A 13,511-nucleotide genomic window follows, 5' to 3' on the forward strand; every position below is an offset into this window, starting at 1 on the left:
GCGCTGCTTCCGGGGCCCTCGCTGTTCTCGCGCTCGCGGCGGCGGCCACGCGGGTGGCGCGGTACGCCCGCCGTGCCCACTTGGGGCGCGAGGTCCGTGGATGCGGGACCTCGCGCGGGAGCGGACGATGCGTGGCTCAGTCCGCCCGGGTCGCGGGCAGCCGGTCGTAGACCTCCGAAGCCTTCGCGGACACTCGCGTCAGCTCGTCGAGCGTCGTGGTGGCCACCTGCGCGCCTCCCGAATCCGCGACGACGAACGCCACGGGACGCCCACGGGCGCGGATGGGGACGACGAGCAGGTGTGACGTGGGCCCACCGAGCGCGGCGAAGATGGCCTCGTCCTGGACGCAGGACGGAGCATCGAAGCTGCTGGGCCCCAGCTGGCCGAGCGCGGACACGAGCAGCGACGGGGCCTCCAGGTCCACCTTGAGCGAGGCCACCGCGGGGCTGTCACTCCCCGGCCCCCATGCATGGCCGACGCGCACGAGCCCGAAACTCTCCCCGAGCAGGAAGGCTCGCTGGAATCGACCCGCGCAGTAGGCGATCAACACCTTGCCGAGCACGCCTTGTGAGCCGACGTCATCGAGCGCCGTGAGGACCTGGTCCGCGGAGACCCTGGGGCCGTCGGGGCTCGCGTCTGGAGTGGACTCGTCCGCGGCGGCCAGCAGCGTCGTCAGTGCCTCCGAGGGAGCACGGGCCTGGGGCTGCCAGGGCTGCTGGATGAAGTCCCAGGCGGAGGCGAGGGGAAGCTCCGTGGTGGCGCCCGCTGGCGCCGCCGGACGAGCGTTGCCCTCGAGGTCCACCGCGCGGTCCTCCCACGTGTTCTCCGCGGAGTGACCGATGGTTCCGTTGCCTTCGGCCCCCTGCCACCCGACGAACTCCCACGTGGACGCGAGCTGCATCGGCGCATCGTCCGCCGCTGGAAGTTCGTCCAACTCGATGGCCGCGCGGCGCTGCGGGACGGGCCTGGGGGGCGGCGCCGAGGGCGTGGGCTCCGCGTCGGGCACCTGGGGCTCGCGCAGGGCAATCACCTCGGCGCCCGAGTGGGGACTGGGTGACGGTGGATCCACGGGAGCCGAAGCCACGGTCGCGGAGCCGGAGGACTCACCGTGGGACGCGAGCATCGTGCCCGCGGCCTCGAGGGTCAGGGTCTCCCCCACGTCGCCCTCGACGGGCACGGAGGACGACGCACCCGAGTCAATCGCGGAGGCTGGCGTGTCCTGGGCAACCGGGCTCGCGTCACCGAGCGTTGCCTTCATGAGCTTCCAGTGTTCGACCGACGGCGCTTCCGTGCTGTCGGATGCGGCGGCGCCCGAGTGCTCGGCCTCGGGGACCTCCGGTGACGACGGGACCTCGGAGTGAGGCTTCACCTCGGTTTCGTCGAGGTAGGCCACCGCGGAGGACGACTGGACCTCGGGAGCGCTCGACGTCTCCGCGTTGCGCGTCTCTGTCGCGTCGTTCGATAGCGCGGCGGTCTGGAGCGCTCGTGCAGCCGACCCGGTGGTCGATGTGAGAGGCACCTCAGGCGCTGCGCTGTCATCGGACTGCGCGGAGATGGAAGGGGCATCAACGCTCGGCTCGAGCGTGGAGACCTCGCTGGAAGACCGCGCGACGGTTTGGGACGACTCGTCGACAGCTCGGCGCTCTTCCGGCGTGGTCCTCGCCTCTCGCGCGGCAGGCTCCACATTCACGGAAGCCCCCGTGACCTTCGACTCCGGCTGCGCGACATCACCCCAGTCATCAAGCGGGCTCGCGTCCTGGCCGGTGATGCGGCCGTCCGCCCCGGAGACACCCTCCGCCACGGGACGCGCGGAAGGCGCACGGTCGGAAGCCGCGGCGCTCGAATCGACCTCGACCGTCTGGAGCGAACTGCCCTGTGCTGTCTGCGATTCGACCGCGAACGGCGCGGAGGCAATCACCGAGGCGAGGGCCACGTCCGAAACCGTCTCGACATCAGCTGGTGCGGCCCCGTCCAGCGTCGGCACATCGGAGCCCGTGGTGGACGGCGCCACCACCGCGCCCTCCCCGACTTCTTCAGGAGTGGAGAGCCGAACCGCCTCGGCATCCTCGGACGACGATGCGGCTGCGTCCTTGTCCGCGGGAGTGACGTGTTCCTCCAGTCGGGCAGGGACCGGCACATCGGTCGTCGCAGCCGCGCCCTCTCCTTCGAGCGGGTGGGCCGCGCGCGACGTGGCACCGGCCTCATGCGATGAGGCGGGCTCGACCCCATCGACCTGCGCGTTATCACGTGCCTCGATGCGTTCGTCCGCCACACGGGGTTGCGCGAGGTGCGTCTGCGCTCCGCTCAACGGCTCGGGGTGCTTGGCGACGGTCTCGTGCGAGGCGACTTCGCCGCTCGGCGCAGGCTCAGTTCGAGCACCCGCGTCACCCTCACTCCACGGTGACTCGGAGACGTCGGACGTCGTGGCCTGCGGCGACTTCTCCGCGGCACGTTCCCCAGGAGGGAGCTCCTCCTCGGACACGTCCCCCCGTGTCGGGTCGCTCGCGGCTTCGACGTTCAGCGCTGGAGCCGAGCCCGATGCCGTCGGAGGACTCGCTGCTGCGGCCGCATCGTCCAGCCCCTGCGTGTTCGACGACGCGAGCCCCGCCACTTGCGCAGGTCCATCGTCGAGAGCACCGAGCGCCGCTGGAGAGGCGTCACGTGCGTCTGCCTCGCGAACCGACGAGACCTCGGAGGCATCCGCGGCCTTCGCCGGCCCATCGTCGAGAGCGCTGTGCCCCGCTTGAGGGACCCCAGGTGCTCCACCCCCACGAACCGCGGAGACCTCGGAGCCATCCGAGGCTTGCGCCTGACTGCCTTCGCGAGCGCTGAGCACCTCGCTGGAGACTTCGAGCGCGCCTCCATCGAGGACCGCTCCGGCCACGGAGGCATCCGGGCCCGAAGCGGACTGGCTGTCCTCCGTGGAGAGAATCTCCGGACCCGACTCAGACTCCACGCGCGCATCGAGCGCGCTCGGAGGAGCCTGCGAGACATCGCCGACCGAAGGCGTTGCGGGTCCGATGCTCGACGGAACGGAGCTGGCGGCGGCGTGCGGTGGCGCTCCTCTTGGCGCCATCCCCGGAGGTTGTGGCGCGGCGATTCCCTTCATGCCCGGAGGCGGCTGCGGCCCCATCGACGGGCGCGGCGCTGCACCACCCACTTCGGGAGTCATGCCGCCCATGGGCTGGGGCGGACGCACCGTTCCTGGAGGCGGTGGCGCTCCGGGTCCTCCGGACATCGAGGGAGGTCGTCCCCCTTGCATTCCGGGAGGCATCGCACCGTGCGGTGGTCCGGGGACCGTGGGGAAGCCCGTTCCCGAGGGAGGGCGCGCACCCGACATGCCTGGAGGCACGGGGCCTTGTGGGGCCCCCATGCTCGGCATGCCCGGGTTCGAAGGACGCGTCCCCACGACACCCGGAGGCACCGGCCCCTGCGGTCCCGGACCGCCCGCTCCCTGCGGAGGACGAGGTCCCATCCCAGGAGGCACGGGCCCGGGCACCGTGGGAACTCCCGTACGCGACGGAGGCCGTGCCCCCGTCATCCCAGGAGGCACGGGCCCCGACGGAGGCCGAGCGTTCATCATCCCAGGAGGTGCGGAGCCAGGCCCCCCCATCGACCCCGGAGCAGGCGCGGCCCCAGGCATCGGCGGCGCCCCTGGTCCCGGAGGCGGCCCGCCCACGCCCTGCGCGGGTCTCGCCACCATTCCAGGCGGCAGCCCCTGACCTCCCGCTCCGGGTCCACCCGGAACAGGAGGCCCTCCCTGAACGGAAGGCATGCCGCTGCTCGACGGAGGCCGGGCCCCCATCATTCCAGGGGGCCCACCAGGTCCACCGGCGACAGGTCCACCTCCAGGCGCCCTGGGCGGAACAGCCCCCTGCACCGAGGGCACTCCACTGCTCGAGGGAGGACGCGCGCCCGGCATCCCAGGCGGCCCCAGGGGGCCCGGTCCACCCGGCATCCCAGGAGGCACAGGGCCAGGAACCACGGCCGTGCCCGCGCTCGACGGAGGTCTCGCTCCGCTCATCCCTGGAGGAACAGGTCCCTGCGCACCGGACACGACGGGAATCCCCACCCCCGACGGCCGGGCACTTGCGAGCCCCGGCGGGACAGCCCCTGGGCCCCCCGGCGCGCCGGTGTTCGGAGGAGGCCTTGCGCCTGGCGCGGCGGCCGGTCCCCATCCCGGTGACGCAGGCGGCTTCGCGCCTTGAGGCGCCGCGGACGGAGCCACCACCGGAGCGCCCAGGCCCGGCTGCGGCCGCGCTCCCGGTCCCGCCACGGGCCCCAAAGGCACCGCCCCCTGCGTCGCCACGGCCGGCTCGGCAATGCCACCCGCGGCAGCGGACGGCCGCGCCGCAGCCCCCATCCCCGAAGGAATCCCACCCTGCGGTCCCGAGGCAGCGGCCTCCACGACTCCACCGGGAGCAGACGGCGGTCGCGCGGCCATCGCCGGAGACACCGGCGCCTGCGGCTCCACGGGTGCGCCTCCGGCTCCAGGTCCACGAACCGGAGGCAGCCCCGCGCCACCAGGCCCCGCCGCCCGGGCCAACCCCGGAGGTTGGACCGGAGACCACTGCCCCGCGGACTGTCGCGACACCATGCCCGGCGGTTGAGCGGATTGTCCCCCCTGTCCCTCGGGGTTGCCGGCGAGCACCGGGCTCCTCGGGGCGGGAGTCTCCACCACCTCCTCCATCACCCCTTCGAGCACCTCCTCGGTGTCCACCACATCGAGCTCCTCGGTGGGCTCGATTTCCTCCGCCGCCTCGAACTCCTCCTCGGGTTCGATCTCCTCCGCCTCCTCAATCGGCGCGGGAGGAATCGCCGGAGCCAGCCGAGGCGGCTCCGCCGGCGCGAGCCGAGGCGGAGGCCCCGACGGCCGAGCCCCTCGCGCCGCGTCCACGGACGCCAACTGGGGCGGCCCCGGAGGCCGGGCCGACGCCGCGGGCCCCAGCACCGGTGGCCCGGACTTCGTCACCACCGCCGCGGGCGCCTCCGACGCATCCCCCAGCAGCCCCCCCGTTGGCGCCAGCACCGGGCTCGCTCCCGTCCACGGCGTCTCTTCCGTCGTCGCGTCGTCAGAGTCGTCACTCAGGAACTGCCCGGGCGCCAATCCACCGAACATCCCCTCCGTCCCCGGAGCGGCCCGCACGGGCGCGGGCGGGGGCGGAGACTCGGGCTGCTCCACCACCCCGCCCCGCGTCTGCACGGGCGGGGCCGCGGGACGAGGCGGCGGCGCCGGAGCCAACCGCCGGGCCGTCGCCATGCTCAACGAGCGCGACTCGCGCCGGATGCCATAGCGCTGGGCCTGGTAGTGGAACAGCCGCAGCTCGGGCGTGATGTGCGGGAGGATTCGCAGGCCCGTGATGAACCCCAGCGCGTCCGTGTGCTGGATTTCGAAGGGGCTCGCCATGGCCACCCTCAGCCGGCGCCCCTCCTGTCCCAGCGGGAAGGCCAGGTGCTTCTCCGCGAGCGCCGCCGGAAGCAACGTGAGCGTCGCGTCCGTGACGGCCTCGAAGTCGGCCTCCTGCGCCACCGGGTAGCGGGTCTGCTCCCCCAGCACCATCGCCAGGGTGTCGATGTCCAGCATCTCCAGCTCGACGAGGATGGAGCCCAGCCGCCCACCGTAGATGAGCTGTGCCTTCAGGGCTTCGTCGAGCTGCGCCTGCGAGAGGAGGCCCTTGCGGACCAGGATTGCTCCGAGCTTTTCGGCCATGCCTCCCGGAGTCTAGACGGCTTCGCCCCACACCGGACCGGCCCCCGTGCGCCCTCGCGTCATTTCGCCCAGGTCCGCGGGTACCTCGCACACAACCCGGCGGCAACAATCGCGCTCCGTGTGAAATCAGACGGGCGCCCAACCTGCCTGCCCTCCCCCCGAGACAGTGTCAGTTCCGCGTCCAGGACCCTTGCTCCCGGCAAACGCCGCCAGGCCCACATCCCATCGCCTTGTTGCAACCGGGTACTCAACTGCGAGTCGGGGCCCTACGTGACTGCCGCTATAACGGTGCGTGCAGCCCACGCTGCGAAGTCCCATCCCCTGCAGGAGAACCGATGAAACGATTCCAGCTCGCAGGTCTCGTCGCCGCGCTGTCGCTCAGCGCGCCGGCGGCGCTGGCCTCGGCGCCCGTGTGTGAGGCGACCGTGTCGCCCGCCTCCCAGCGCGCCACGAAGGTCGGCGAAGACGTGCACCGGCGTTTCGAGTCGGCCCATCCCTACGCCACCCCGGAGCTGCGCACACGAAGCGGTCCGCTCCACACCGACGTCATCACCCACCCGGGCGCCGCGTACATCGCCGCGCACTTCGAGCGGCTGGAACTCGCGGAAGGCGACTTCGTCGTGGTGCGCGCCCCGGACGGCTCGCGCTCCAAGCGCTACGACAACCGCCACCCCGGCGCGCGCGACGGCTTCTGGGCCCTGCACATCCCCGGCGACACGGCCATCATCGAACTGCACAGCGCGGACCACCCCGGCCGCCAGGGCATCCTGAACCAGCACGGCTACAGCATCGACCGGTTCGCGCGCGGCTACACCAACGAGGAGATGGGCTTCACCTCCGAGCTGAACAAGGCCGTGTGTGGCGCGGACGACTCGCGCTGGGCGCCCTGTTACGCCGCCAGCGACCCCACCCTCTATGGCCGCGCCCGCCCCGTGGCGCGCCTGCTCATCGGCGGCTCCAGCGCGTGCACCGGTTGGCTCGTGGGCAGCCAGGGTCACGTCATGACGAACCAGCACTGCATCGCCACCGCGAGCGACGCGCAGAACACCGACTTCGAGTTCATGGCGGAGGGCGCCAGCTGCGCCACGAGCTGCGGCAGCTGGTTCGGCTGCCCCGGCCACGTCATCTCCGGCGGCACCCTGGTCCAGGCGGACGCGCCCCGTGACTACGCGCTGGTGCGGCTGGCGATGAATCCCACCAACAGCTTCGGCTACCTGCAGCTTCGCGGCTCGGGCGCGGTGGTGAACGAGCGCATCTACGTCCCGCAGCACCCCGCCGGGTACGGGAAGAAGATCGCCGTCGCCTCCACGGACGCCTCGGACGCGTCCGGCTTCGCGGAGGTCTACAGCCTCAACGAGCCGTCCTGCCAGTCTGGCGGCCCCAACGACGTGGGCTACTTCGCGGACACGCAGGGCGGCTCCTCGGGCTCCCCCGTGATTGGCCATGGCGACCACCTGGTGGTGTCGCTGCACCACTGCGCCAACTGCCCCAACCGCGGCGTCCCCATCCAGGCCGTCATCAGCCACCTGGGAGCGAACCTGCCCACGTGCGCCCTGCCCGCCGCCGGCTGCCCCAACCCCAACGGCGACGGCACGCCGCCCCCGGAGGAGCCGCCTCCGCCGGCCAACTCCTTCGTGTACACGGCCTCCAACACCAGCGACGCCCAGCAGAACACGACCAACAAGCGCATCGTCCTCACCGCCGGCCAGACGCTCACCGTGGCCACCTGCGGCCTGACGGGAGCGAAGACCTCCGGGGACACCTATCTGCGCCTGCACAACCCGTCCGGCGCCTCCGTGGCCGCCAACGACGACGCCTGTGGAGGCCGCGGCTCCAGCATCACCCACGTCGCCACCGTCACCGGAGAGTACGAGGTGCGCGCGGGCTGCTACGCCAACGGGAGCTGCGGCGGCACCGTGGTGTGGGAGGTCTCCGGCGGAGGCAATCCCCCCACGCCCCCCACCTCCGGCACCTTCCAGTACAACGGGACGAACACCGACAGCGCCCAGCGCAACACCACCAACCGGGATGTCGTCGTCGCCGCGGGCCAGACGCTCCTGGTGGCCACCTGCGGCCTGCCGAACACGTCCTTCAGCGGGGACACCTTCCTGCGCCTCTACGGCAACGGGGCGCAGGTCGCGGCGAACGATGACGCGTGCGGGGGCCGGGGCTCCAGCGTGAGCTACACCGCCACCGCCAACGGCACGGTCCAGATTCGCGCGGGCTGCTACACCAGCGGGACCTGCAGCGGCACGGTGGTCTGGAACCTCCAGTAGCGCGGGTCCGGTTCCACGGCGCGTCGGGCCCTCGGAATTCCACGGCCCGGCGCGGGAGGGGGCCTCGGATTTCCGAGGCCCGCTCGCCCTCCCGACGTCAGTAGGCGTTCTTCGAGAGGAAGCCGCCGAGCGCGGTGCGCACGAGGATCTTCAGGTCCATCAACAGCGACCAGTTCTCGATGTAGTACAGGTCGTACTCGATGCGCTTCTCGATGCACGTCTGGCCGCGCAGGCCGTTGATCTGCGCCCAGCCGGTGATGCCCGCCTTCACCTTGTGCCGCAGGTGGTAGCGCGGAATCTGGCGCTTGAACTCCTCGATGAAGACGGGGCGCTCGGGGCGAGGGCCCACGAGGCTCATGTCCCCCGTCAGCACGTTGAAGAACTGCGGCAGCTCATCCAGCGAGTACTTGCGCAGGAACGTGCCGATGACGGTGCGGCGCGGGTCGTCCTTGCGCGCCATCATCGCCCCGGAGTGCTCGGCGTCCACGCGCATGGTGCGGAACTTGAGGATGGAGAAGGTGCGCCCGTCCATCCCCATGCGCTCCTGGCGATAGAGCACCGGCCCGCGGCTGGTCAGCCGCACGGCGATCGCGGTGGCCAGGATGAGCGGCGAGGTGGCGAGGATGGCCAGGAGCGAGAAGAGGATGTCGAACGCCCGCTTGGCCACCCGGCTCCAGCCCTCCATCGGGTCGCCCTGCAGCCGGATGATGGGCAGGCCGCCGAACTCCTCCAGGCCGCCATACAGGGTGATGTACTGGTAGAGGTCCGGGACGACGCGGACGTCCACGGTGCGCAGCGCCAGCTGCTCCATGAGCTGCTTGACGTGGGCCTGCTCCTGCAGCGGCAGCGCGAGGATGACCTGGTCCACCGGGTGCGCGTCCAGCACGCGCTCCACGTCGCCCACGTGGCCAATCACGCGCACGCCGTTGACGTACTGGCCCACCTTCTCCGGCCGCAGCGACAGAAGGCCCGTCACCCGGAAGCCCAGCTCCTTGTGGACCTCCACCGTCTCCACCACGCGCTGGCCCAGCTCCCCCGCGCCGATGACGAGGATGGACTTCAGGTTGTGGCCCCGCCGGCGCACCTCGCTGAGCACGTAGCGGAACGCCAGCCGGCTGCACGTGACCAGCACGAAGGCGTAGACGACGAAGATGACCAGCGTCAGGCGCGAGTAGCGCTCGCGCACGAAGTAGGTCACCGCCACCAGGATGAGCGTCGCGGTGATGGTGGACTTGAAGACCTCGAACACCTCACCGGTGTTCGTCCGGGAGCGGATGGCCGCGTACAGCCGCGACTGCTTGAAGGTCACCGGGAAGATGACCAGCAGCATCAGCAGGAAGACGAACGAGTCCTCCCAGGGAGGGATGCCCTCCGTGACGGGGACGATGCCCGAGAACCGCGTGGCGTACGCCAAGGCGAACGCCAGCGCGAGCATCACCATGTCCGCGACAACCTTGATGGACGTGTAGAAGCGCTGGAGACGACTGAACACGCCTAGACTCCTGTAACCTGGTCAACGGGGCGCCACCCCACTGCAAGACTCGCACCCTGGTCCGACGAGCACGCGTCCTGCCCGACTCCCTCTGACGAGACGGCCTCCTAACACGGAAAAACGCGTGAAACCAATGGGTTACCTCCACCCCGGCTGGACAATGGTGGGCAGAGGACACAGCCCGTCGATGAAAGACGGAGGTGGGGATGACAGCCGCGTCACACCGTCGTGGCGCGGGTTGTGGATTTCGTCGACAGGCTGAGGAGCGACTCCACTTCGCGGAGCATCGCCTGCTGGAAGGACTGGCGGCTGAAGCGCTCGGCCTGCGAGCGGGCCTCTCGGGGACTGAAGCTCGCTTCCCAGGAATCGAAGCGGCGGACGGCCTCCGACAACGACGCGGGTGTCTGTTCTGAAAAGAACAGTCCGGTGCGGCTGTTCACCGTCTCCAACGCGCCGCCCTTGGCGAAGGCGATGACGGGGCGGCCGGTGGCCTGGGCCTCCAGCGGGGTGATGCCGAAGTCCTCCTCGGGCGTGAAGATGAGGGCGCGGGCGTCCCGGTACAAGGACGGCAGGGCGTCATCGGAGACGTTGCCCAGGAAGCGGATGTTCGGCGGCGGAGCGCCGGAGGTGAGCCGCGCGGCCTCCTGGCCGGTGCCCACCACCCAGAGGGGAACGCCCAGCTCGCGGAAGGCCTCGAGCGCGATGTCCAGCCGCTTGTAGGGCGCGAAGGCGCCGAGCCACAGGAAGTATCCGCCGCGTCCCCCGCCCTCCAGCGGCGACCGGGTGAAGCGCTCCAGGTCCACCGGGGGATGCACGACGGTGGCCTCGCGCCCCCAGAAGCGCTGGAGCTTGGCGGCGACGTGGTGGCTATTGGCCACGAAGCGGTCCACGCGCGCCGCCGAGGCACGGTCCCAGCGCCGCAGCCAGGGCCGCACCGCGTGCGCCGCCGCGCGCACGGGCAGCCGGGCGCGGCCGGGGCCGAAGTAGTCGTCGAACAAATCCCACATGTACCGCATGGGCGCGTGCACGTAGCTCAGGTGCGGCACCCCCGCGGGCGCGCGCAGGCCCTTGGCCACGCAGTGGCTGGAGGACAGCACCAGGTCGTAGTGCCCCTGGAGGCGCAGCGACTCGATGGCCCGGGGCATCAGGGGCAGCAGGTGCCGGTAGCGGCCGTGGACACCGGGGATGTGCTGGAGGAACGAGGTGAAGATGCGCCGGGACTCGATGGCGGGGGACTGGGTGCCCGGCTGGTGGATGAGGGTGTAGATGTCCGCGTCGGGCAGTGCTTCGCAGAGCGCGTCGAGCACGCGCTCTCCCCCGCGGTGGGTGACCAACCAATCGTGGACCAGGGCGACCTTCACGAGGGCGGCTTCTAGCACCCCCCATGCCGTGCACGGCCAGCAACATGAAGCAGGTGGCTGCCTGCCCCCACGAGGGCCGCGCGTGTGGTACGCGGGAAGCGTGGCTCAAGTCCTCCTCGACCTGCGCATGGTGCGCGGCCGGCTGCATGGAATCGCTCGCTACGCGCTGGAGCTGGCGCGACGTGTGCCGCTCCTCGCGCCGGACCTGCGCTTCTCCGCGCTGGTGCCACCCGAGGGGCTCCCCTCGGACCTGGGGGTGCTCGCGCCCCGGATGCCGCTGCACCGCTCGCTCGCGGGCTTCCTCTCGCCGGTGGAGCAGGCCGCGCTGGCGGCGGAGCTGACGAAGCTGTCACCGGACGTCTTCCACGCCACGTCGTTCTCGCTGCCGCTGTTCTGGCGCGGTCCGCTGGTCGCCACGCTGCATGATGCCAACCACGTCGCGCTCGCCCGCGAGTACACGCCGGCGCAGGCGCTCTACTACCGGCTGGTGGTGGGGCCTCGCGCGAGGCGGGCCTCGGCGCTGGTGACGGTGTCCGAGTTCTCCCGCGAGGAGCTGGCGCGACACCTGGGGCTGTCGCCCTATCGGCTGCAGGTGATCCACAACGGCGTGGACCCGAGCTTCCAGCCGCCGTCCCCGGTGGAGGCCCGCGCGTTCCGCGAGCGGCACGAGCTGCCCGCGCGCTACGTGGCCGCGGTGGGCAACGCGAAGCGGTTCAAGAACCTGGAGCTGCTGCGCCACTTCGCCGCGGACCTGCCGGTGCCCATCGTCCTGCTGGCCGGCAAGGGCGCGGTGGCGCACGAGCTGGGGCTGCACGAGAACGTCCTGGACCTCGAGGAGCTGCCCGAGTCTCAGATGCCGCTGTTCTATGGCGCCGCGGCGGCGCTGCTGTTGCCCTCGAAGTACGAGGGCTTCGGGCTGCCCGCGCTCGAGGCGATGGCGACCGGGTGCCCGGTGCTCGCGGCGGACGCGACGGCGCTGCCCGAGGTGGTGGGGGGCGCCGCGCTGAGGCTGCCTCCGGATGACCCGCACGCCTGGCGCGAGGCGACGCTGCGAGTCCTGCGCGACGATGCGCTGCGCGCGGAGTTGACGGAGCTGGGACGCGAGCGCGCCGCGCGCTTCACCTGGGACGAGTGTGCTCGGCGCACCGTCGCCGTGTACCGGCGTGTCCTCGAGAACCGCGCGCCCTCCACGACCTGAGGAGTCGACCGACGTCACGCCTGCACGTCGCATCCCGCGGGCGGCGACACCTGTTCCTCACGCGGCCTCGAAGCAATTCATGGCGCGAGCCATGGAAAAGCCCTGACACGCGACGACGCGCCAGGCCGAGGCAGGGCGGCGACACGCAACGCCGCTCGGACCTCACTCGCGCGCGGCGGGCGCCGGCGCGGCGGGCCGACGTGGCGCCGCGCCGCGAAGCACCCCGCTCCCCTCGCACAGCCCCAGTCCCCACACGAGCGCGAACGACAGGTGCACGCTGGAGTGGAACGGCAGGTAGTGCACGAGCGCGAGGATGTGGAAGCCCACGAACGACAGCAGCGCGCCGGTGGCCGCGATCGACCCCGCGCGGTGTCGACGGATGAGCGCCCAGCCCAACAGGCCGTGCACCGTGAGCATCAACACCAGCCCCACCAGCCCCGTCTCGGCCCACACCGTGAGCCAGAGGTTGTGCGAGTCCGTGGCCAGCAGGTCCGTGATGCCCGACTCGTCCTGCCGCGCGAGCACCGCCGCCTTGTGGTTGCCGAAGCCCACGCCCACCCAGGGGTGGTCCTGGACGAGGCTCCAACCCACCGTCATCGCCAGCTCGCGCTCGCCGCCGTAGATGTTGTCCGCCGCCTTCCCCAGGCGCGCGCGCCACGCGGGAGACGCGAGCACGACGACAATCAATCCGGCGATGAGCCCCAGCCCCACCCTGCGCGCCAGGCCGCTCACGAGCAGCAGCAGCGCCACCACGCTCACCATCAACGCCGCGCCGAGCGCCGCGCGCGCGAACGCGTTGTAGATGGACACCAACATGCCCAGCACCACCACGCCCGCCAGCAGCCGACGGCGCGCGACCTCGGAGCCTCCGAGGATGGCCAGCGCGGGCCCCAGCGCGGCGATGGCGCCGTGCGCGAAGCGCAACCGGTGGAAGAAGATGCCGCCCGCCGCGTAGCGCGGTGAGGCCTCCGTGCCGAAGTTCTCGTGCAGCCGGGCCAGGTTCAGCTTCAGGAACGCGGGGGGCTCCCAGGGCCAGCGCACGCGGTTCTGGAAGATGCCCAGGCCCGCCGCGAACAACCACCCGCCCAACACCGTCCCGGCAAGCGCCAACCAGGGCACCCCCACCGAGCCCACGCACGCCACCGCCGCGCCCGCCACCGAGTCGAGCACCTGCCCGTAGCGGGAGCTCCGCGGCCACGCCGCCGCCGCGCCCGTCATGAGCGCGAGCGCGGGCGACACCACCTGCCACGCGCACAAGGCCACGCTCGCCAGGACATACGCGCGCACGTCCCTGGCGAGCACGAGCCTCCGCTTCGCCAACAGCACCAGCGAGAGCAGCACCGCGGCGGACGCGGCCACCTGCAGCACGACCTCCGCCAGCACGAGTCCCACGGCCCAGGCGAGCAGCACTCCGGCCACGACGCGACGAAGAAGAATCTCCAGCCGGGGCTGGGAGGGTTGGTCCATGAGGGGG

The 13,511-nt window shown here is 71.7% G+C and carries 6 protein-coding genes; 2 read left to right on the forward strand and 4 right to left on the reverse strand.

Annotated features, from left to right (window positions below):
- Positions 1-136: 136 nt before the first annotated feature.
- On the reverse strand, positions 137-5,710 hold the full coding sequence (locus K8625_RS44295; protein WP_305070928.1) for a hypothetical protein: 5,574 nt from the start codon (positions 5,708-5,710) through the stop codon (positions 137-139).
- Between the two features lie 335 nt (positions 5,711-6,045).
- Here K8625_RS44295 and K8625_RS30635 point away from each other — a divergent pair, with 335 nt between their 5' ends.
- Entirely contained in the window at positions 6,046-7,986 is a 1,941-nt protein-coding gene (locus K8625_RS30635; protein WP_223784693.1) for a serine protease, read from the forward strand.
- Positions 7,987-8,083: 97 nt separating this feature from the next.
- Here the strand turns inward: K8625_RS30635 and K8625_RS30640 are convergent, their stop codons facing one another.
- The gene (locus K8625_RS30640) at positions 8,084-9,478 is read right to left on the reverse strand and encodes an undecaprenyl-phosphate glucose phosphotransferase (protein WP_223750093.1); all 1,395 of its coding nucleotides are present in this window, start codon (positions 9,476-9,478) and stop codon (positions 8,084-8,086) included.
- Positions 9,479-9,696: 218 nt separating this feature from the next.
- Positions 9,697-10,839: a glycosyltransferase gene (locus K8625_RS30645; protein WP_223784694.1), complete on the reverse strand. Its 1,143-nt coding sequence runs from the start codon at positions 10,837-10,839 to the stop codon at positions 9,697-9,699.
- Positions 10,840-10,921: 82 nt separating this feature from the next.
- Here K8625_RS30645 and K8625_RS30650 point away from each other — a divergent pair, with 82 nt between their 5' ends.
- On the forward strand, positions 10,922-12,037 hold the full coding sequence (locus tag K8625_RS30650) for a glycosyltransferase family 4 protein (protein WP_370642000.1): 1,116 nt from the start codon (positions 10,922-10,924) through the stop codon (positions 12,035-12,037).
- Between the two features lie 162 nt (positions 12,038-12,199).
- On the opposite strand, the gene K8625_RS30655 is transcribed toward K8625_RS30650, so the two are convergent.
- On the reverse strand, positions 12,200-13,504 hold the full coding sequence (locus K8625_RS30655) for an O-antigen ligase (RefSeq protein WP_255666073.1): 1,305 nt from the start codon (positions 13,502-13,504) through the stop codon (positions 12,200-12,202).
- Between the last annotated feature and the right edge of the window lie 7 nt (positions 13,505-13,511).

Origin of the sequence: Myxococcus sp. AS-1-15 (assembly GCF_020037055.1) — a bacterium.
GTDB classification, from domain to species: Bacteria; Myxococcota; Myxococcia; order Myxococcales; family Myxococcaceae; genus Myxococcus; species Myxococcus fulvus.

What these genes read in the sequence shown, in the direction of transcription:
- K8625_RS30635 (WP_223784693.1), top strand. Translation starts at nt 6,046, where the DNA reads ATGAAACGATTCCAGCTCGCAGGTCTCGTCGCCGCGCTGTCGCTCAGC.
- K8625_RS30655 (WP_255666073.1), bottom strand. Translation starts at nt 13,504, where the DNA reads ATGGACCAACCCTCCCAGCCCCGGCTGGAGATTCTTCTTCGTCGCGTC.
- K8625_RS44295 (WP_305070928.1), bottom strand. Translation starts at nt 5,710, where the DNA reads ATGGCCGAAAAGCTCGGAGCAATCCTGGTCCGCAAGGGCCTCCTCTCG.